This is a genomic window from Methylobacterium sp. A49B (assembly GCF_053346215.1).
The window spans coordinates 97,266-116,468 of the sequence record NZ_JBKFBO010000095.1; the positions used below are offsets into that span (position 1 = coordinate 97,266).

At 67.5% G+C, this 19,203-nt stretch carries 10 protein-coding genes; 2 read left to right on the forward strand and 8 right to left on the reverse strand.

Translation table 11 applies throughout. The annotated features are described in order from the left end of the window. Positions 1-64: 64 nt before the first annotated feature. The 4 genes from ACLBX9_RS14140 to ACLBX9_RS14155 form a co-directional block, all read right to left on the reverse strand. Positions 65-2,884 (reverse strand): DUF4159 domain-containing protein, encoded by a 2,820-nt coding sequence (locus ACLBX9_RS14140; RefSeq protein WP_447719361.1) that lies wholly within the window; start codon positions 2,882-2,884, stop codon positions 65-67. 7 nt (positions 2,885-2,891) lie between these two features. Then, positions 2,892-3,803, reverse strand: a complete 912-nt coding sequence (locus ACLBX9_RS14145) for a DUF58 domain-containing protein (RefSeq protein ID WP_158169075.1) — start codon at positions 3,801-3,803, stop codon at positions 2,892-2,894. 2 nt (positions 3,804-3,805) lie between these two features. Further along, positions 3,806-4,810, reverse strand: a complete 1,005-nt coding sequence (locus ACLBX9_RS14150) for an AAA family ATPase (protein ID WP_447719370.1) — start codon at positions 4,808-4,810, stop codon at positions 3,806-3,808. 400 nt (positions 4,811-5,210) lie between these two features. Beyond that, positions 5,211-5,759 carry a formaldehyde-activating enzyme gene (locus tag ACLBX9_RS14155; RefSeq protein WP_091718756.1) on the reverse strand — a complete coding sequence of 183 codons (549 nt, stop codon included), beginning with the start codon at positions 5,757-5,759 and terminating at the stop codon, positions 5,211-5,213. Between the two features lie 417 nt (positions 5,760-6,176). Here ACLBX9_RS14155 and ACLBX9_RS14160 point away from each other — a divergent pair, with 417 nt between their 5' ends. Both ACLBX9_RS14160 and ACLBX9_RS14165 read left to right on the forward strand, forming a co-directional pair. After that, complete coding sequence (locus ACLBX9_RS14160) at positions 6,177-9,314, forward strand: rhamnan synthesis F family protein (protein ID WP_447719362.1); 3,138 nt, start codon at positions 6,177-6,179, stop codon at positions 9,312-9,314. Between the two features lie 18 nt (positions 9,315-9,332). Then, positions 9,333-10,868: a glycosyltransferase family 2 protein gene (locus ACLBX9_RS14165; RefSeq protein WP_447719363.1), complete on the forward strand. Its 1,536-nt coding sequence runs from the start codon at positions 9,333-9,335 to the stop codon at positions 10,866-10,868. Positions 10,869-11,300: 432 nt separating this feature from the next. Here ACLBX9_RS14165 and ACLBX9_RS14170 read toward each other — a convergent pair whose 3' ends face one another. The 4 genes from ACLBX9_RS14170 to ACLBX9_RS14185 form a co-directional block, all read right to left on the reverse strand. Further along, entirely contained in the window at positions 11,301-12,962 is a 1,662-nt protein-coding gene (locus ACLBX9_RS14170) for a Wzz/FepE/Etk N-terminal domain-containing protein (protein WP_447719364.1), read from the reverse strand. A 1-nt stretch (position 12,963) separates the two neighbouring features. Further along, positions 12,964-14,970: a glycosyltransferase gene (locus tag ACLBX9_RS14175; RefSeq protein ID WP_447719365.1), complete on the reverse strand. Its 2,007-nt coding sequence runs from the start codon at positions 14,968-14,970 to the stop codon at positions 12,964-12,966. Between the two features lie 861 nt (positions 14,971-15,831). After that, positions 15,832-17,181, reverse strand: a complete 1,350-nt coding sequence (locus ACLBX9_RS14180) for an NAD(P)-binding protein (protein WP_447719366.1) — start codon at positions 17,179-17,181, stop codon at positions 15,832-15,834. 770 nt (positions 17,182-17,951) lie between these two features. Then, positions 17,952-19,203 (reverse strand): OmpP1/FadL family transporter (locus tag ACLBX9_RS14185; protein ID WP_447719367.1); only part of this gene is annotated, 1,252 nt, incomplete at its 5' end.

Sequence of the window (19,203 nt, forward strand, 5' to 3'; positions counted from 1 at the left end):
AGGGTACCCTCCCCCGCAGAGGGGGGAGGGGGAGCGGCGGCGCGTGTCGTGGCGTTCAAAAAAATCACTGCCCCAGCCGCTCCAGCAGCGCGGGCACGTGCACCTGATCCGCCTTGTAGTTGCCGGTCAGCGTGTACATCACGATGTTGACGCCGCCGCGGAATGCCATCTCGCGCTGGCGCTGGTCGCCGCCCACCACCGGGTAGAGCGGCTCGCCACGGCGGCCCACCGCCCAGGCGGCGGCGAGGTCGTTGCCGGTGATGATGATCGGGCTGACGCCGTCGCCGGCCCGGGCCGGTCGGCGCTCGGCGCCCTCGGCGGCCGGCGGCAGCGCCTCGACCCAGGTCTGGCCGGTGGCGTAGCGGCCGGGGAAGCTGTCCACGAGGTAGAACGCCTTGGTCAGCACGTGGTCCAGGGGCACCGGCTCCAGCTCCGGCACCTCCAGGGTCGCCAGCATCGTGCGCAGGTAGGCGGCCTCCGGCGAAGGCGGCCCGCCGGGTCGAGCGGTGAGGGCGTCACGGGTATCGAACAGGACGGTGCCGCCGTTGCGCATGAACGCGTCGATCTTGCGGATCGCGGTCTCGGAGGGCTGCGGCCGCGCGGGTGCGATCGGCCAGTAGATCAGCGGGTAGAAGGCCAATTCGTCCTTGGCCGGATCGATGCCGGCGGGCTCGCCGGGCTCCAGGGCGGTGCGCGACGACAGCATCTGAGTCAGGCCGGTCAGGCCGGTGCGGCTTGCCTCGTCGATGGCGGCATCGCCCGTGATCACGTAGGCGAGGCGCGTGACCAGCGCCGATTCGATGCCGTTCGGCCGGTTGGCTGGAGGCTCCTCGGCGCGAAGCGGTGACGCAGGCAGGCTGGCGAACAGGATCAAGCCCGCGAGTGCCAGGGCCGCCGGGCGCCCGCGCAGGCGGCCCACGAGCCCGCCGCGGCGCAGGAAGCCGCCGAGCCACAGGCCCGCCAGGGTGTCGAGGGCGAGCAGAAGCAGCGCCAGGGTGAACAGGCTCGGGCGCAGGTCCACGGTCTCGGCGCCGGCGAGCGAGCCGAACCGGGCGCCGTCGAGCGCCGCGGCGTCGAGGGGCTTCAACCGGTCGTCCGATTTCAGGGCATTCACGCTGATGCCTCCGTCCGGCGGGCCGTAGAAGCCCGGCGGATGGTCCGAGTTGGCCCGGTCGGCGTAGTCGGCCGCCACCGCGGTGGCCGAGGCCGGGGGCGAGCCGAGCGCCCCGAACCCGTCCAGGGTCACCCGCGGGGCGAGCACCGGGGCGGCGGCTCGCGGCGTCTCGCCCTGCACCGGGGCCGAGGCGCCGGCCAGCGCCACGACGCGCCGGAGCATGTCGATGAACAACCCGGAGAGCGGCAGGTTCGACCACGTCGTGTCGGCAGTGACGTGGAACAGCACGATCGTGCCCTGGCCGCGCTTCTGCGCGGTGACGATTGGGGTGCCGTCCTGCAGCGACGCCCAGGTCCGGTTCGGCAGGTCGCCGTCCGGTTCGGCCAGGATCTGGCGGCGGACGCCGATATCGGCCGGGGGCTTCAGCCCCGCGAACGGGCTCTCGGGCGGGAACGGCGCCAGCGTCTTCGGGCTGTCCCAGGAGAGCGTGCCGCCGAGCGTCCGGCCGCCCCGCCGCAGGCGGACCGGCACCAGCGGATCATTTCCGGCGGCGAGACGGGGCCCGGCGAAGCGCAGCAGCATCCCGCCCTCCTTCACGAAGGCCTCGATCCGGGCGGTGGTCTTCTCGTCCAGCGCGCCGACATCGGCGAGCACGAGGACCGAGACCTGATTGTCGAGGAGCTGGTTGATCGACTCCGCCGTGCCCTTGGCGCCCCTTGCCTCCTGCACGTCCGCGAAGGGCTGGAGCGCCCGCGACAGGTAGTAGGTCGGCGCCAGCAGCGGCTGGGCCTGATCGAGGGTGCCGCCGAAGACGAGGCCGACCCGGCGCCGCTTGCCGCGCTCGTCCTGCAGCACCACGGCGCCGGCCGAGCGCTCGCCCGCGATCTCCAGGCGGCTGATGCTGTTGCGCAATTCCACGGGCATCTCGAAGGTCGCGTCCGCCTCCGTGGCGTCCGCCGCGAAGGCGAAGTCGCGCTCGGCCAGCGGCAGGCCCTTCTGGTCGAGCGCCCGGATGACGCCGACGTTGCGCCCGTTCGGAGCCGCCCGCAGGGCATGGGTGACGAGCTTGCCGGCATTCTCGGTGGCGGTGAGGGCCAGCGCGGGCGGGCTCTCGGCGCGCAGCACCGTGAGCGCGGCGCCCTTGTCGCCGACGAGGTCGGCGAGGCCCTTCGCGAAGCGATCGTCGTTGGCGCCGGCGACCCCGTCGCTGATCCAGACGAGGCCGGCACCCCGGTTCTTGTCGAGGAAGGTCTCGATCGACCCGAGATGGGCGTCGCGCGCCGGCAGGATCGGGCGCGGCGCGATGGCGCGCAGGCGCTCCAGGGCGGCGGCGGGCGTCTTCGCCTCGAAGGCCGCGGGGGTGTCGGCAAGACCGATCACCGCTACCGGCCGGCCGTCGCGGGCCGCACCCTCGACGGCGTCGGTGGCGACCCGCACCCGGTCGCGCCAGTCGTGGGCGGCCGGGAAGCCGTTGTCGAGCAGCACGAGGAGAGCGCTGCGCCCGCCGCCGGCCCCGACGCCCCCGGCGTTCCACACGGGACCCGCCACGGCCAGGATCAGGGCGGCGGCGATCAGCAGCCGCAGGATCAGCAGCCAGGGCGGCGTGCGCGCGGGTGTCTGCCGCTGCGGGATCAGGTCGGCCACGAGTTTGAGCGGCGGGAAGTTGATCCGCCGCGGGCGCGGCGGGGTCACCCGCAGCAGGAGCCACAGGGCCGGCAGGCCGATCAGGGCGGCGAGCGCCAGCGGCGCGGCGAAGGTCAGACCCAGCATGGCGGCCTCACTCCGTGCCGCGGGCGGCGATCAGCGTGGCGAGCCGCAGGGCCGCCTCGCTCGCCGGCCGGTCCGTGCGGTGGATCGTGAGCGTCCAGCCCTGGCCGCGGGCGATGGACGCCAGCGCGCCGCGGTGCTCGGCGATCCGGGCGCGGTAGCGGGCGCCCCAGGCATCGGCGTCGCCGATGTCGAGACTGAGGTTGCCTTCGAGATCGTGCAGCACGGCCTGCCCGGTGAACGGGAAGGTCTCCTCGATCGGATCGACGATCATCAGCAGGTGGCCGCGGCTGCCGCGGCCGGCGAGGCTCTGCACGGAGGCGGCGATCCGGTCCGGCTCGGCGAGGAAATCGCCGATCAGCACCACCTCGTCGAACCGGGCCGGGCTCGCCCGCGGCGGCAGATCCTGCGCGAGGCCCGCCTTGTCGGCGACGAGGGCCTGCGCGAGCCGCTCGACGATGCCGCGGGAGGCCGTCGCGCGGGTGAGGCCGAGCAGGCCGACCCGCTCGCCGCCCTCCACGAAGGCATCGGCCAGGGCGAGCCCGAGGATCAGCGCGCGCTCGATCTTGGGCGCCGAGGCCAGATCCGATGAGAAGCCCATGGAGGCCGAGCGGTCGATCCAGAGCCAGATGTTGTGGGCCGCCTCCCATTCACGCTCGCGCACGTAGAGCCGGTCGTCCCGGGCCGAGCGGCGCCAGTCCACGCGCGCCGCGGCCTCGCCGGTGACGAAGGGGCGGAACTGCCAGAAACTCTCGCCCGGCCCGGCCCGACGCCGGCCGTGGAGGCCGTGGGCCAGCAGGCTCGACACGCGCCGCGCCTCCAGGACGAGGCGGGGCATCTTGTCGGAGAGGGCGGTCGCGCCCTCGCTCTCGCGCCGGCCGGGGGTGCGCCTGCCCGAGTCGAGGGCGTGGGTTCCAACCAAAGTCAGATCTTCTCCGCGAGCTTGGCGATCAGGCCCTCGATGGTCTCGCCGTCGGCGCGGGCGGTATAGCTCAGCGCCATGCGGTGCTTGAGTACCGGCTCGGCCAGCGCCTTCACGTCGGCCACGGAGGGCGCGACCCGGCCCTCGATCAGCGCCCGGGCGCGGGCGGCGAGCGTCAGCGCCTGGCTGGCGCGGGGGCCGGGACCCCAGAGGAGCTTGTCCTTCACGATCGCGTCGCCGCCGTCGGGCCGGGCGGCGCGCACGAGGTCGAGGATCGCCTCGACCACGGCCTCGCCCACCGGCAGCCGGCGCACGAGGCGCTGGGCGGTGAGCAGCTGCTCGGTGGTCATCACCGCGCGCGGCCGCGCCTCCTCGACGCCTGTGGTCTCGATCAGGATCCGGCGCTCGGCGGCGCGGTCGGGATAGCCGACGTCGATTTCCAGGAGGAAGCGGTCGAGCTGGGCCTCGGGCAGGGGATAGGTGCCCTCCTGCTCGATCGGGTTCTGGGTCGCCAGCACGTGGAACGGGCGCGGCAGGTCGTGGCGGGCGCCGGCCACCGAGACGTGGCCCTCCTGCATCGCCTGGAGCAGGGCCGACTGCGTGCGCGGGCTCGCGCGGTTGATCTCGTCGGCCATCAGGAGCTGGGTGAAGACCGGTCCCTGCACGAACCGGAAGGCCCGGCGGCGCTCGGCATCCTCCTCCAGGATCTCGGTGCCGAGGATGTCGGAGGGCATCAGGTCCGGGGTGAACTGCACGCGGCGCGCGTCGAGGCCCAGCACCGTGCCCAGCGTCTCCACCAGCTTGGTCTTGGCGAGGCCTGGAAGGCCGACCAGCAGGCCGTGGCCGCCCGACAGGATGGTCACGAGGGCGAGATCGACGACCTTCTCCTGCCCGAAGATCACCCCGTGGATCGCCTCGCGCGCGCCGCCGACGGCGGCGAGGCAGCTCTCCGCGGTCGCCACGATGCCGTCATCGAGGGTCGTGGCCGGGTTGATCCCCTGCGTCATGCCGATGTCCATCTCCTGCCCGGGGTTGGAGACCCCGTCGGTCATCCCCGGAGTGTGGGGCTTATGACACGTGGCTGGCAAGGTCGGGATCGCCGCACGCCGATCTGCGGTCCTGAACGGTCCGTGTGCCGGCCCGCTCGGATCCCCAAAAACGGATCAACGTTCTTGCGAGCGGAGCGAAGCAATCCAGACGGTGCGACGAAGGCTGATATCGCGCTTCCCTGGGTCACTTCGCTTCGCTCGTGATGACGGAGCCATCACGTCGTTCACGGGCTTCGACTGAAAGCCGTCCGACCCCCAATCCCGCCCCGCTCCCAAATGGGCGCGGAGGTGCGCACCGGGGCCGCAAGCGCGCGTCGCGCCTTGCGACAGGATCAGGGGTCGGTCCGGGCAATCCGGATCAGATCTTACCTTCGAGACCCATCGTGTAATACTTGTGTACGATCTTGTCCTGGTTCTCCAGGAGCCAGTCGATCGAGGGCTCGTTGGTCATGGCCTTGCGGATCGCCTCGGTCATGCCCTTCCGCTGGATCTCGAAGAGCGCCTTGTGGTCGACCGTCTCGGCCTGGATCACGCCGGGGCTCAGCCAGACCGAGCAGATGATGCCGAGGTCGTTGGCCTTCTCCTTCGGGATGTAGCCCGCCCGCACGGCGTCGAGCACGCCGTTGGCGATGGCGAACTGCACCGTACCCATCAGGATCGACGTGTACTTGCTCTCGGTCACGCTGACCTTCGACACGCACAGCGTGACCGGGCGGACCATGATGTCGGTGTTGAGCAGGGCGAAGACGCGGCTGTGGCCGACCACCTGGTCGCCCGTGAGCGTCGCCAGCGCCGTCCCGACCGGCCCGTCGAGCTCGCCGATGATGACCTCGGGCTCGGAGGCCGTGTTGGGCGGGCCGCCCGCCACGAGCGCCTCGCCGGCGCGGAGGATGATGCGTTCACTCATGAGGGTCGTCTCCATAGCTTACGGCAGGTGAAACTGTGTCGTGGTCCGCGCCCGTGGTACCGGCGGGACCGGGGCGTCGCGCCCGATCTGCACCCTGGAGCTCCCCGGGGATGGACCGGGCCGCCCGCCGTCCGGGCGCTCGCCACCGCGCCTCGTAGACGAACGGGACGGCCGTCGGACAGGCGGTCCGCAGATTTCGCGACGGCGGATCAACCGGGCGCCGCCGAGCATCGCTGCGCCGCCTCATTCCTCCGCCGGTGCGGCCCGGCTCTTGGCGTCGGCGACCCGGACCATTAGGAAGGCGCCCAAGCCGGGACGGTTCCACCCGCGACCCGTCGGCCGGCCGAACCCCCTGATGTCTCTCGCGGATCGCGGCGTGGGCAGCTTTGCGGGCTTCCCGCGTATCCGGACCAAGCCATGCGCCTTCGAGATGTGTTCGTCGCCGGATCGTCGGACAAAGCCGGTCTCGCCGGGGCGGCGCAATCCCTCGCGCGCCCGCTGACCCGGCGGCTCAAGCGCCGCCGTCGCACGGAGCCGCGGCAGGCCGATCTCATCCGGGCGGTCAAGGAATCGGGCCTGTTCGATCCGGCCTGGTACGCGCGGCGCTATCCCGACGTGGTCGGGGAGGGCCTCGATCCGGCCCTCCACTACGCGGTCCATGGCGGTCGCGAGGGGCGCTGGCCGCATCCTCTGTTCCACGGCGACCTCTACCTCGATTCCGTGCCCGGGCTGCGCGCCGAGGGCATCAACCCGCTGCTCCACTATGTCGACCGCGGTGCCGCCGCGGGGGTCCGCCCGAACCCGCTGTTCGATCCGGACTGGTACGCGGCGCGCTATCTCGGCGGCGCGGAGCACCGGGACCGGGCGTTCTTCCATTTCCTGGCCCAGGCCGACACCGACCCGTCGGCACTCTTCGACACGGCCTGGTACCTGTCCCGCTACCCGGATGCCCGCGCGGCCGGCGTCAACGCCCTCAGTCACTTCTACGAGACCGGCCGGAAGCAGGGCTATCTGCGCAACCCGGAGGAGTTCGCCGGCCTGTCGCGCCACGTCGACCTCATCCGCCGGTCGGGCCTGTTCGACGCCGCGTTCTACCGGAGCCGCTGCCCGGAGGCCGAGACCAGCGGGCTCGAGCCGCTGGAGCACTACGTGATGGCCGGCGGCTACCGCCGCTACGCACCCCATCCGCTGTTCGACCCCGACTGGTACGCCGCGCAATCCGCCGCGGTCCGGGCCGACAGCCTCAACCCGCTCGTTCACTACCTGGAGCACGGCGCCGAAGAGGGCCTCGATCCGGGGCCGTGGTTCGACACCCGCTGGTACACCAAGACGTATCTCGCCGACGACGCGGCGGTCGCGCCGAACCCGCTGGCGCACTTCCTGGCGGATGGCGGGCGCGCCACCAGCCCGTCGCCGCGCTTCGACGCGCCCTGGCATCTCGCCCGCTACCCCAAGGTCGCCGCGCTGGGCCTCAACCCGCTGGTCGACTACGTCACCGCCGGCCTGGAGGCGGGCCGCCTGACCCGCCGCGTCCCCGGTGCCGCGGTGCCGGAAGCCTCCGACGCCCGCCTCTCCTGCCTGAAGCGGACGGCCCGCCGGCACGGCCGCACGGCCCTGTTCATCACCCACTGTCCCGAGGGCCGGATCCGCGGCCATGTCGAGCCCTACCTGAGGGCGTTTGCGGAGAACGGGGCCGACATCGTCCTCATCATCGCGGCCGACCAGCACAAGAACGCGGTGCCGCAGGCGATCCTGGATCTCTGCGCGTCCGTCTACCTGCGCGAGAACAGCGGCTTCGACTTCGCCGCCTGGGCGCATGTCCTCCTGGAGGACACCGACCTCCTCGATTCCGAGACGCTCTACCTCGCCAACGACAGCCTCGTCGGTCCCCTCGACCGCGACGACTTTTCCGGCCTGCTCGCCAAGATCGACGCGTTTCCCGAGGCGGTGATCGGGCTCGCCGACAACTTCTACTACAGTCACCATCTGCAGAGCTTCTTCCTGGCCCTGAAGCGGCGGTGCCTGTCGTCCTACGCCTTCAGCGGGTTCCTCCAGTCGGTGGCGAACTGGCCGGACAAGAATGCGGTGATCACCGAGTACGAACTGACATTCTCGGGACGGATGCGGGCGGCCGGCCTCGGGATGCGCAGCCTGTTCTCGGCGCAGAACAAGCACATGTCGCTGGTCAACGACCCGCGCAACAACCGCACCCTGTTCGACTGGGAGAACATGCTCAGCCAGGGCTTCCCGTTCGTGAAGCGCTCCCTGCTCGGCGAGCATGCCGCGATCGGCGGGGAGGCGGTGCGCGAGGCGATCGCCGAGCGCGGCTTCGACATGTCCCGCCTCGACGTGACCTACACGTATCCGGGCGACAGGATCTGGGCGGACCTGCGCGCTCCGCAGGCGCCGGAGCGGCCGCTGCGCGTCGCCTACGTCTCGCCGATGAACTACGCCAACGGCCTCGGCGTCGCCGCCCGCAGCTACGCCCGCGCCCTCCACCGGGCACCCGTCGCGCTGAACATCCACCCGATGGAGCGTCCGTTCCACGTCCACGCCCGGGTGGCGCCGTCCTGGCAGGCCCGGACCTTCTCGGGCCCGGCGGACGTCGCCCTGGTGCATTTCAACGGCGACAGCTGGCACTCGCTGATGAGCGAGCATCAGCAGGCCATCGCCGCGCAGGCCCGGTTGAAGATCGGGCTGTTCGTCTGGGAGACGTCCCACGTGCCCGGCGGCTGGCTCCCCACCGTCGACGGCCTCGACGCGATCTGGGCGCCCACCGAGTTCTGTGCGGCGATCTTCCGGCAGATCACCGACATCCCGGTCGACGTCGTGCCCTACGTGGTCGAGAACGAGGTGGGCGAACCCGTGAGCGCCGCCGCGAAGGCCAACCTGCGCAAGGCCTTCGCGATCGACCCGTCCAGGCGGGTGATCCTCTACGCCTTCGACGGTTCGAGCTATCTCGCCCGCAAGAACCCGCACGCGCTGATCCGGGCGTTCCGAACCGCCGGCCTGGGGCAGTCCGGCTGGCAGCTCGTGCTCAAGACCAAGCACGTCTTCGACCTGCCCGAGGAGGGCAAGAAACTCCTCGACCTCGTGGGCACGTCGGGCGACGTGGTGGTGATCGACCAGCCGCTCTCGCAGAACGAGCTCGGCGCCCTCTTCGACCTCTGCGCGGTCTACGCCTCGTCGCACTCGTCGGAAGGCTTCGGCCTGACGATCGCCGAGGCGATGGAGATGGGTAAGGTCGTGGTCGCCACCGATTACGGCGGCTGCCGCGATTTCCTCGACGCGACCTGCGGCTTCCCCGTGAAGGCCGAGGTCACCGCCCTCGACCGGACCTACGGCCCGTACCTGCGCGGCGCCGAATGGGGGCAGGTGGACGAGGACGACCTGGCCCGTGCCCTGAAGGACGCGGCCCGGGCGGTGACGGGCGGCGATGCGGCCCGGATCGGTGCCGCGGCCCGGGCGCGCATCCGCGAGCGCCTGTCCATCGGCGCGGTGGCAGCGGCCATGGAGGCGAGCCTGACGCGTCTCCTCGCCGCCGAACGATCCTGACGCCCCGGAGACGCCCCCGTGTTGAAGAAGAAGCCGGTTCCGGTCCCGTCGGCCTCCTGGGGGACGCTCGCGTGGCCGGACGCGATCCTACCGCTGCCCCTCGACCTGCAGTTCCGCCCCGTGGATGAGCGCCGGCTCGGGCAGGTCGCGGCCGGCCAGCTGCCGGCCTGCCGGGCTCTGTTCGTGGCCCCGGCGGCCTCGGAGCTGCGTCCCGACCTCGTGGCGCAGCTGACGCGCGCCATGGCCGAGCGGCCCGATATCGGCATCTTCTACGGCGACGACGCCGTGGTGGACGCCGCCGGCCAAGTCCGGAGCGTCCATTGCAAGCCGGCTTTCAACCTCGGCCTGCTGATGGCCGACGACTACATAGGCTTTCCGCTCCTCGTCCGAGTCTCCGCCCTCACGGGCCTGAGCCCGGATTTCGGGATGCGTCACGGCAATGCGGTCTGGTTCCGGTTCCTCCTCGGCGCGCTTTCCGCGGGCATCGGCATCGACCGGATCCCGCAGACCCTGATCGCCTCGCCCCTGGAGCGCCCGAAGGCCAAGCGGGCGGCCCGCGCCCCCGTCCTCGACCGCTGGTTCGAAACCACGGGCGTCCCCCTGCGCACGGGCTCGGGCCTGACGCCCGACACGCTCGAGATCCGCCGCAGCCTCGACCCGCGCCCGCCCGTCACGCTTGTCATTCCGACCAACCAGAGCCGCCCGAAGGATGATGAGGGCCGCGCCGTCGACGGCGCGAAGCCGCACGTGATCAACCTCCTCGACAGCCTCGGCCGCAGCACCTACCCGGCCGACAGGATCCGCGTGCTGATCGGCGACGACGTGGCCGACGATGCAATCTACCGCGGCCGCTCCGACCGCTTCACCGTGACCCGCCTGCTGACGTCCCGGGCGCCGGGTGAGCGGTTCAACTACGCGGCCAAGATGAACACCCTCTGGCGCTCCGCCGAGACCGACCTCGTCATCCTGATGAACGACGACCTCGTGGTGCGCCGACCCGGCTGGATCGAGGCGCTGCTCACCTTCGCGCTCGACCGCGGCGTGGGCGGTGTCGGCGGCCGGCTGCTGTTCCCGACGGGCAAGATCCAGCATGCCGGCATGACCGGCGGGATCTTCGATGTCTTTGCCCATCCCTGGTACAACCGCGATGCGGCCGAGCCGACCTACGGCGACTGGGCACTGACGCAGCGCGACTGCTCGGCGGTGACCGGCGCACTCTTCGCTACCCGCAAGGCGGTGCTGGCAGCCGTGAACGGCTTCGACGAGAGCTTCGCCCTGGACTTCAACGATGTCGACCTGTGCCTGAAGATGCGCCAGCTCGGCTACCGCATCGTGTACACGCCGTTCGCCGAGCTGGCGCACCACGAGAGCGCGTCGCGGCAGACCAGCTTCGCCCCCGGCTCGCAGACCGCGCGCTTCCTGCGCCGATGGCACGACGTGCTGGCGGAGGATCCCGCCTTCAGCCCGCAGCTGCGGACCGACACCGACGTGGTCGCCCCGCGGGCCGACGCGACGCGCTGGATCACGCAGCGAAACGTGGAGGTGGTGGCCTGAGGCGGCCCGTCTTCGGCCGATCGCGTGGGGCGCGAGAGACCATCCTGGATCCCCGGATGCCGCTCGCGCGGCTTGAGCCTTCGGGCGGAATCGGCTGCCCCGGCTTGGATGACGTTCTGGAAAAGCCGTGCCGCGATGTCGGGTTCGCGGCGTCAGCGATTCTGCGTTGAGGCGATTCCGGCGGTCGGCACGCGCCGATGACGTACAGCGACGCGCATCACCCGTCAGCCGCGACGATCATTGATGACGATCGGGCGGATCGGGAAAAGAGGGGCACCGCGTCTGCGAAGCCCGCCGCTGTTTCCACGACAGATGCGGCTCAGTGTGAACCCTGGCGCATCGCGTCGGCATGGACTTCTGTCAATTTCCCGACAATGCGGATCCTCATGAGGGCGTGGCGTCCAATCGGCGCAAGGGTCTACACGCAAGGGTCTACACGTTGTGAAGAACGGCGCCGGTGACGGCCGCGCCCGCATTCCTCAAGGTTTTCACGGCCTCCAAGACTTCGTCGGCGGTGGTGCGTGTCGCCTCGACGATTATAACGACCGCATCCGCTTGCCGCGCGGCCGCCAGAGTGTCTGCAGAGTCAGACAGCGATGGTAGATCGAGGACAACATGGCTCGTCGCTCGCCACCGGTTGACGACCTTTTGAAATGCCGGCGAGCCGAGATAGATGCCGGTGCCGATCTCGCGGGACGGCATCCGTGCCGGAAGTATCGAAGCGCCCTGGAATTCCAACAGCTTCGCCGACGACACTTTTTCGGGCTCGAGGAGAAGCCCGGCTAAAGTGTCATAATCTTCGACCTCCGAATCCAGCCCGAGATACTCGGGCTTGGTTCCGTAGATATCGGCGTCTATCAGGACTGCCAGTTCGCCGCTCTCGCGGATGATCTTGACCAGGCTCAGCCCGATCAGCGGTGAGGCTGATCGCGTGCCACAGCTCACGAACGCCACGATGCCCGCCTCGTCGAGGCCACGCGTCGACAACTCCATCATGATCGACGTCCTGAGATTGCGAATCCCAAGCACGGTCTTCGTGTCGTTGAGCCATTGGGCACTTGTCCGACGAAGATCGAACGCGTCGCGTCGCCCCCGTGCGTTCGGGCGAGGAACGGAGGGGAGCGTCGCGAGGCAGGACAGGCCGACGCGCTGAGCGAGGTCCTGGGGCGTGCGGATCCGGCGATCGAGCGCCTGGCGAATGGCGACGACGAGCAAGCCTCCGACGATTCCCACGGTCGCGCCGAGACCGAGAATGAGCGGCTTGCGTGGGGCCGACGGTTTGAGCGGCTGGAGTGCCGCGCCGATGATCCGGGCATCGGCATCGGGAGTCGGCGCGTCAGGCAGGCTGCCGTTGGACACGGCCGTGGCCGCCGAGCGCGCCTGAGAGTTCAGCGCATTCACTCGGCCCTGCAGAAACTCGGCGCCGTTCTTCGCCGCGTCGGCCTTCGCCGCAATCGATTGCCATAGGTAGGCGGATGCGGCCGCATTGGCGATACGCCGTGCCAGGGTCGGATCTCCCGACGTGTAGGAGACCTCGACGACGTAGGACTGGCCGACGCGTCGAACGCTGAATTGTTGTACGAAATTCTCGAACTTGATCTGAAGCACCGTGTCAGGGCTGGGCGGCGCATTGGACAGGCCGAGCATTCCTCTGAGGCTGAAGCCCGAGGATCCGCGCTTGTCGGGCGCTTCGAAGGCAAATGCCGGATTGTTCGCGAGATCAAGACTGTTGAAGACATTCGCCAACAGCCGCTCCGATCGCAGGACTTGAAGCTCACTCTCGGCTCTGCTGGTGTCAAGGCTGTTCGCGCTTGACGAGTCGGAGTTGGCCGAACCGACTGGCCGGCGAGGATCGAGCAGAAGGGTCGCGGTCGCCGTGTAGGTGGGTTTGGCCGTTATCGCGTAGAACGCCGCCAAGCCGACACAGATCACGACCCAGGAGAGCACCACGTATTTCTGGCGTATCGCCGCTTTCAGGGCAGCGGAGAGGACAGCCAGAGGGCCATCTGGCAGTTCGGCGGAGGGAACACCCGGGAGGGGACGGATGGGCTGAAGGCGATCAGGCGGGATCCGATTATGAGTGTTCACGCTCACCTCAAGCCTTGTGTCTGATCTGCAGCGCCCGCTCCGGCTCGACGCGGCCCCGTAAAGCGTCCATGGCGCCCTTCACATTGCCGCGCAGACGTCCGCGCCGATCGATGAATGATTCCGGGACAGGCCATCGGGCTAAATTGCTGACAACGTTGCGGAATATTTGGCCAGTGACCTGAGAGAACGTCATCGTGCCCTTTCGCAGCATATACAAAGGGTTGACGACCTGCGAGTAGCCGAGCCGATCACCGGAAACCCGGCCGCTTTTCACACCGAGATGGACGCCGCGGGCTTCCATGCATTGCACGAGCCTGCCTCCCTTGGCCGCGAGCGCGGCTCCGAAGTCGCGATCCTCAAGCCAACCGTACAGGACCAGACGTTCGTCAAAGCGCAGCGTGCCGATCGCCGAGCGGCGAAACGCCATGTTGCAGCCATAGGGACTGTAACCGTCGATCAGGGCCGTCGGCTCGACCGCCTGCAAGGCGTTGAGCAGGCGGTCGACTTCGTCGAACTGAAGCCCCGGGCCCTTGATCCCATCGGCGATGACCTGGCCTGTGAAGCCGACGAGATCGGGCTCATCTCGAAACTGCCGCGTCGCGATCGACAACCAATCGGCTGCGGGCACGAAGTCGTCGTCGAAGAATGCGACCACGTCGATGGAATCCGGCAGCGCGGCCAGTGCAGCGTTGCGCTGGGCGGCGAGACCTGGACGCCCGGTCACGATGGTGACGTCAGGATTGGCGGCCGCCTCGCCCGCATCGGCAACAGCGGTACAGGAAACGATCACCGCGGCGGGCTTGTGCGTTTGGCGATCAAGGATCCGTTGAAGCGTCTGCGTGACGATGCCGGGCCGGCCCAGGGTCGCGATGACCACCGCGACGTTGGGCAGGGGCTTGGCGGTCGGGGTCGGCGCGCTGGGTCGACGCTTCGGGCTGCGCATGCAGTCGAAATATCCTTGCGCAGTGTCATTCCAGGTGAAGAGTGACGCTTGAGCACGCCCGCGATCGATGAGTTCGGCGCGCAGACTGCGATTCGTTGCCAGTTCGCGAATATGTGCCATCCAGCGGTGGGGTTGATCCGGCGGCGCGAACAACGCTGCGTCTCCGCAAATCTCCGGCAAGCTGGCGCGATCGGTCGAGACGACCGGGCAACCGAGGGCCATCGCTTCAAGGGCCGGTAGGCCGAAACCTTCGGTGAGCGACGGGAAGGCGAGGCACAGAGCGTGCTCCATGAGGAAGGCGAGGTCGTGGTCGGTGACGAAGCCGATGCTCTGCACGTTATCGCTGTGCTGCAAATCCTCCTGGGCGTAGATTCCGGCGTGACCACCGGCGACGACGAGATCGATCCCGAGAGCGGCGAGTTCAGGAGCAAGCTGGAGCAGCAGTCGTAAGTTCTTGTGGCGGGCTCGGGAACCGAGCGCCAAGACGAACGGGCGCGCTACGCCGTCCGGATCGCGGCGCAGCGCCGATCTTGCGCGAGTCGCCTGCCCGGGATCCCACTGCCGGACATGTTCGTGCCCGTTGGGAAGCACGACGATGTCCGATACTTTCAATCCCAGATGCTGAGCGATCTGTGTCGCCGAAAATCTGGACACCGTCACGATCCGAGCCGCGCGCTTGGCGAGCACCGGCTGAAGGGTCTTGTAGAACGTGCGGAACGCGAAACCGTAGCTTTCCGGGGCCACGAAGACGTTCGCGTCGTGGATGCACACGACTTGATCTTTCTTCAGAACCGGTGCCGTATTGCAGAAGTTGAGCAGAGCATCGGGCCATGCGCGCGGCAGGGCGAATTGTTCCCAGCGTTGACCGCCCCGACCGCCGATCCTGAGGAGCGGCAACCCGTCGAGATCAGGATCCTGAGCGTCCCGCGGTGAGAGGAGGGGGACCGTTTCTCCTCGAGCGACGAGGACCGCACTCATGGCACGGCTCACATTCATGGCGTATCTCTGGACGCCGGTCATCGGCTGCGTCAGAAATCGTCCGTTGATTCCGAATGATCCGAGCGTGCTCATGCTAAATTGCGTCCATCCGGAATCTGACTTCGTTGCTTGTCCGACGAAACACTCGCGTTGCGATGGACCGCGTTGAGGAATGCAAGCTCCGACAACGGCGTACCCGGCGCAGTTGCCAACAGCGCGTATCGTTCGGTTGAGTGGAATGGCGCCAAAGAAGAGTCTTGCGGACTATCAGCACACAACAAATTCCATGAAATAAACGCTCATCTTGTATAAGCGCCGCGTTCGGGGCAAAGCCGGAAAGGCGTCTCTCCATCGAGTCCTGGCGTATGACGGCCGGCCGCCGTCCACGATTGAACCGGCCAGGTGCTGTGGGAAACTTTCACCATCATTGGACGCTCAACACGTTCGCTCAGACTGCCGCAAGTCGGTTCGTCAGCGAAATGCTATCGCTTAACGTCAAGTTATGCATATCAGGCAACGGTTTCGCAAAGATCTGCCTCGGGGCGGAGTCCACTGAAATTGCCGAGAAATGCCGAAATAAAGTTAAACCTGCCGGTCGCCCGTGGATACCCGGGCGGGTGCTAGCCGCCAATTCCTCTCTGTACAAGGGCCGCAATCTACGCTGTGGCGGGATCAGCACTCGAGGACGAGGACAGCGGCCCCTGCGGCAGGGGGCCGACATCTCAGGGACGCTCGGCGCTCGGCGCGGTGATCCGGCATGCCACGGTCGAACAGACGCGCGCGTGAGACGTGATGTCATCGGATGGGAAGGGGCGGAGGCCCATACCAAGCGACGATCTGTGGGTCATGGTCGTGCCGACGGCGGCCATCCCATCGTGCGATGAGGCAGCGTGGACGTCCTTGATCGGCATGTTCAGAATCGAGCGGGACCGCGAATGGAGCGAGCCAAAATTTTCACGACGCTCGTGGAGCCGTCGTCCGCTCCAGATTGGCCTCGGCAGTCAGCGTAGAAACGCGTGCCGTCGGCTGATAGTCGAAGCCGCCCTGCCGGCCGAACGACTCGACGCCGAAGCTGCGCAGTCGCCGGCCGGCCGCCTCGGCCTTCTCCTGCGCGTTGTCCGTGTAGACCGGGTAGGCACAGTGCACAAACTGCCCGCCCTCGAACTGCAGATTGCCGGCGAAAAGTTTGTTGTGCGAGACGTGATCGCGGAAGTTTTGCTCGGCCAGGGAAATGCTGTTGCCGGCGTGCGATGCGATCACTTCGACACCAAAATACTCCCGGCCGTTGACCCTGCCGTAGAAATCTGAATAGACGGTCAGCCTCTTCCAAGATCCGTCATTCGAAAAATTATAGAGTATGGAGCAATCAAAGCCACGTTCTCCGCAGAAGCTGAAGTATAGGCTTATCAGTGATACCGAAGACAGGCCGGGGTCCGGTTCCATTCCGCAGGCGGCGAGTGCCAGATTGATCGGTATTGTCGAGATTATCCGCCGCGCGATCACCTCGCGATCGCCGAGTTTCAGGAGGAAGCCATTATTGATCTTGCAGATCCGGTCTACCCTCTGACCAAGCTCGAAAACCGTGCCGCGTTCACGGAGCGTTGATGCTGCCACCGAATACAAGGCGTCGAAGCCTGCCTGCGGACGCGCCAATTGTCGGTTGGTCGGTGCCGATTGCGGATGCGGCCTCAGATAGCGGAACAACTTGCCCAGTCGAGCATGATCCTTGATCCAAAGCATCCTCTTCTCCGCGAATTCCAAATCTACGGCTTGCGCCGGGATCCCGAAGAAGCGCTTCATATAACTTTCGAGGCCTGATCGGTTCAAAAAGTAGTCGCCGATCCAATATCGAGCAAAGTCGCGCGCATTTTTTATTTCACGGTGAAACAACCTCGCGTATAAAACGGAAAATGCGATGCGCAGACATCCGCCTATTCCTGATTCGAGTATGTCCTTCTTTATCGAAAGCGGATATTGCGCGATCTTGCCCTGAGGCGTCAACTTGCCCCATTCCGGTTCGATCGGAACGTAATGTTCCAGAAGTTCGGGGAAATGCCGCAGAAGCGGTGAGTCGTCTTGAAAGATCAAGCTGCCAATGTCGAAAGTGTAGCCGTTGAGCTCGCGATCGATATGGTTGCCGCCGAGCTTATCGAATTGGTCGATGACGAGAATTTTTTGACAGCCCTGATCGTGCAGTATCGAAGCCGAAACAAGCCCGCTGATCCCAGCTCCCAGCACGACCGCATCGTGGATCTCATTTGCCACAGTAACTCTGTTCCATTCGCTGGTTTGCGCGGGCGTCATCGAACCGTGATTATGCTCGGGAGATGCCCAACTTCCTCAAATGTAGGCATATTTCTCGAAATTACTTATTCGAATGAGCTATGGGATGCATTATATCAGGATTCGATGCTTGTCAAACGGTCGAATAGTAATGCGTCTTGGACTTTATCGACTTTGCGGATTTGATCTCAGGAATCGAGAGCATACACCTGTTGGAACGGGCCGGCGCACTTGCACGGCACAACCACAGGATATTTCCCGAGGGCGCCACCATAAACGGTGGCGAAGCAGAGTGAAGATAAAATAGGAACGCTATTTTAATATGTAGAATACGCAAAAAATTTGACTCAATTTGTCCGGAAATCGGAGGCGCTCGGTCGATCTGACGAAGATATGTCAAACTATCGACGTCAACCCGGAAAAATCCAGGTGCGCGATCCATGAGGCGTCGTTGAAGCAAAGCGACGCCTGCGTCCGAACGGCATGAGGCGGGGCTGCGGCTCGCGCGCCGGAGGCCACGACGGAGAACGTGTCCCGGCTCGAGGATCTGCAGGACGGCGACCGCCGGGTCGAACGTGTCGAGGGGATAATCTCCGCCGGATGGATGGCCGGTCGGGCCATCTCACCTTGCCGCCTGTGTCGACGTCGGAGTGCCGCTCGCGATGTCGTGGATCTCCCTCGCGAGCGGGAATGCGGAACCGTCGGCGATAAACACCGCGCGATCGGCGCGCGACCACGTCATGGGTAGAACGTGATCGCCGCTAGAGCTTCCTGCTGCCGGATTCGCAGGATCAGTATTTCCGGATGATGGGTGCGGGTGCTGGGGCTTGGGGTGCGCCGAAGACGTAGCGGAACCCGACGGAGACGACGTCGGCGCTGGAATCGACCACGCCCGCGAAGGCGATGTTGCCGACGTTGTAGTCGCGCCCGATGCCGGCCAGGATCCGCGAGCGGTCGAGGAAGAAGTGCGAGTAGGCGAGGTTGAGGGTCAGCTGCTGGTTCCAGCGGTAGCTGGCGCCCACGGAGGCGATGTAGCGGTCGCCGTCGGGCAGGCGCACCGAGCGGTTGGAGAAGTCGATCGGCGAGGTCTCGTAGGCAAAGCCCGTGCGCAGGGTCAGGTTGGCGGAGGCGTCGTACTCGGCGCCGATCGCGTAGGTGTAGCCGTCCTTGTAGTTGAGCGGCAGGTTGTTGACCGGCAGGCCGAGCGTCTTCGACACGATGCCGATCGAGCCCAGCCTCGACCAGTTGTCCCACTCGAAGCCGAGGTTGACCCGCGCCACCGGGGTGATCGCCTGGGTGAGGCCGACGCTCAGCTTGTCGGGCGTGTTCAGCTTGGCGCGGACCTGGCCGGCCAGCGGCGCCAGCGCGAGCAGCGGCACGCCGATCGAGCCGTCGATGTCGTGGTGGACCGAGGAGCGGTAGCCGATGCCCAGCACGGTGCCGTCGCGCGGCGTGATCGTGGCGCCGGCGGTGAAGCCCACGCCCCAGGACTCGCCCTTGAGGAAGCCGCTCGGGTAGGCGACCGGCGAGATCCCGGGGATCGGCAGCGCCTGGCGCAGGGTCAGGCGGAAGTACTCGATGTTGGGCCCGGCCGCGAGCGCGAGCCACTCGTTGACCTTGAAGCCGATGACCGGGTTGAACGCCAGCGAGAAGATCCGGGACGAGCGGCCGTAGACCTCGCCGGCCCACACGTCGCGCGGCTTGGTCACGAGGCCGAAGGGGGCGCCGGTGGACAGGCCGAGCCAGAGGCGGTCGCTGAGCTGGTAGGAGGTGGCGCCCGCCGGCACGACGGCGCCCTGGCCGATGTCGCCGGAGCCGCCCAGGCCGGCGAAGGCCGGGTTGGTGCCGGGCGCGGGCCGGATCTCGGAGGACAGGCCGATGAAGGTGAGGTTCTGCTCCGAGACGAAGCCCGGGTTCATGGTGATCGTGGCCGGGTTCCAGAAAATCGACGACACGCCGCCCGAGCCCGACGCCGCCCCCGCGTACGACAGACCCTGGGCCTGCGTGCTCTGCTCCCGGATCCCAAACGCACCCGCATGCGCC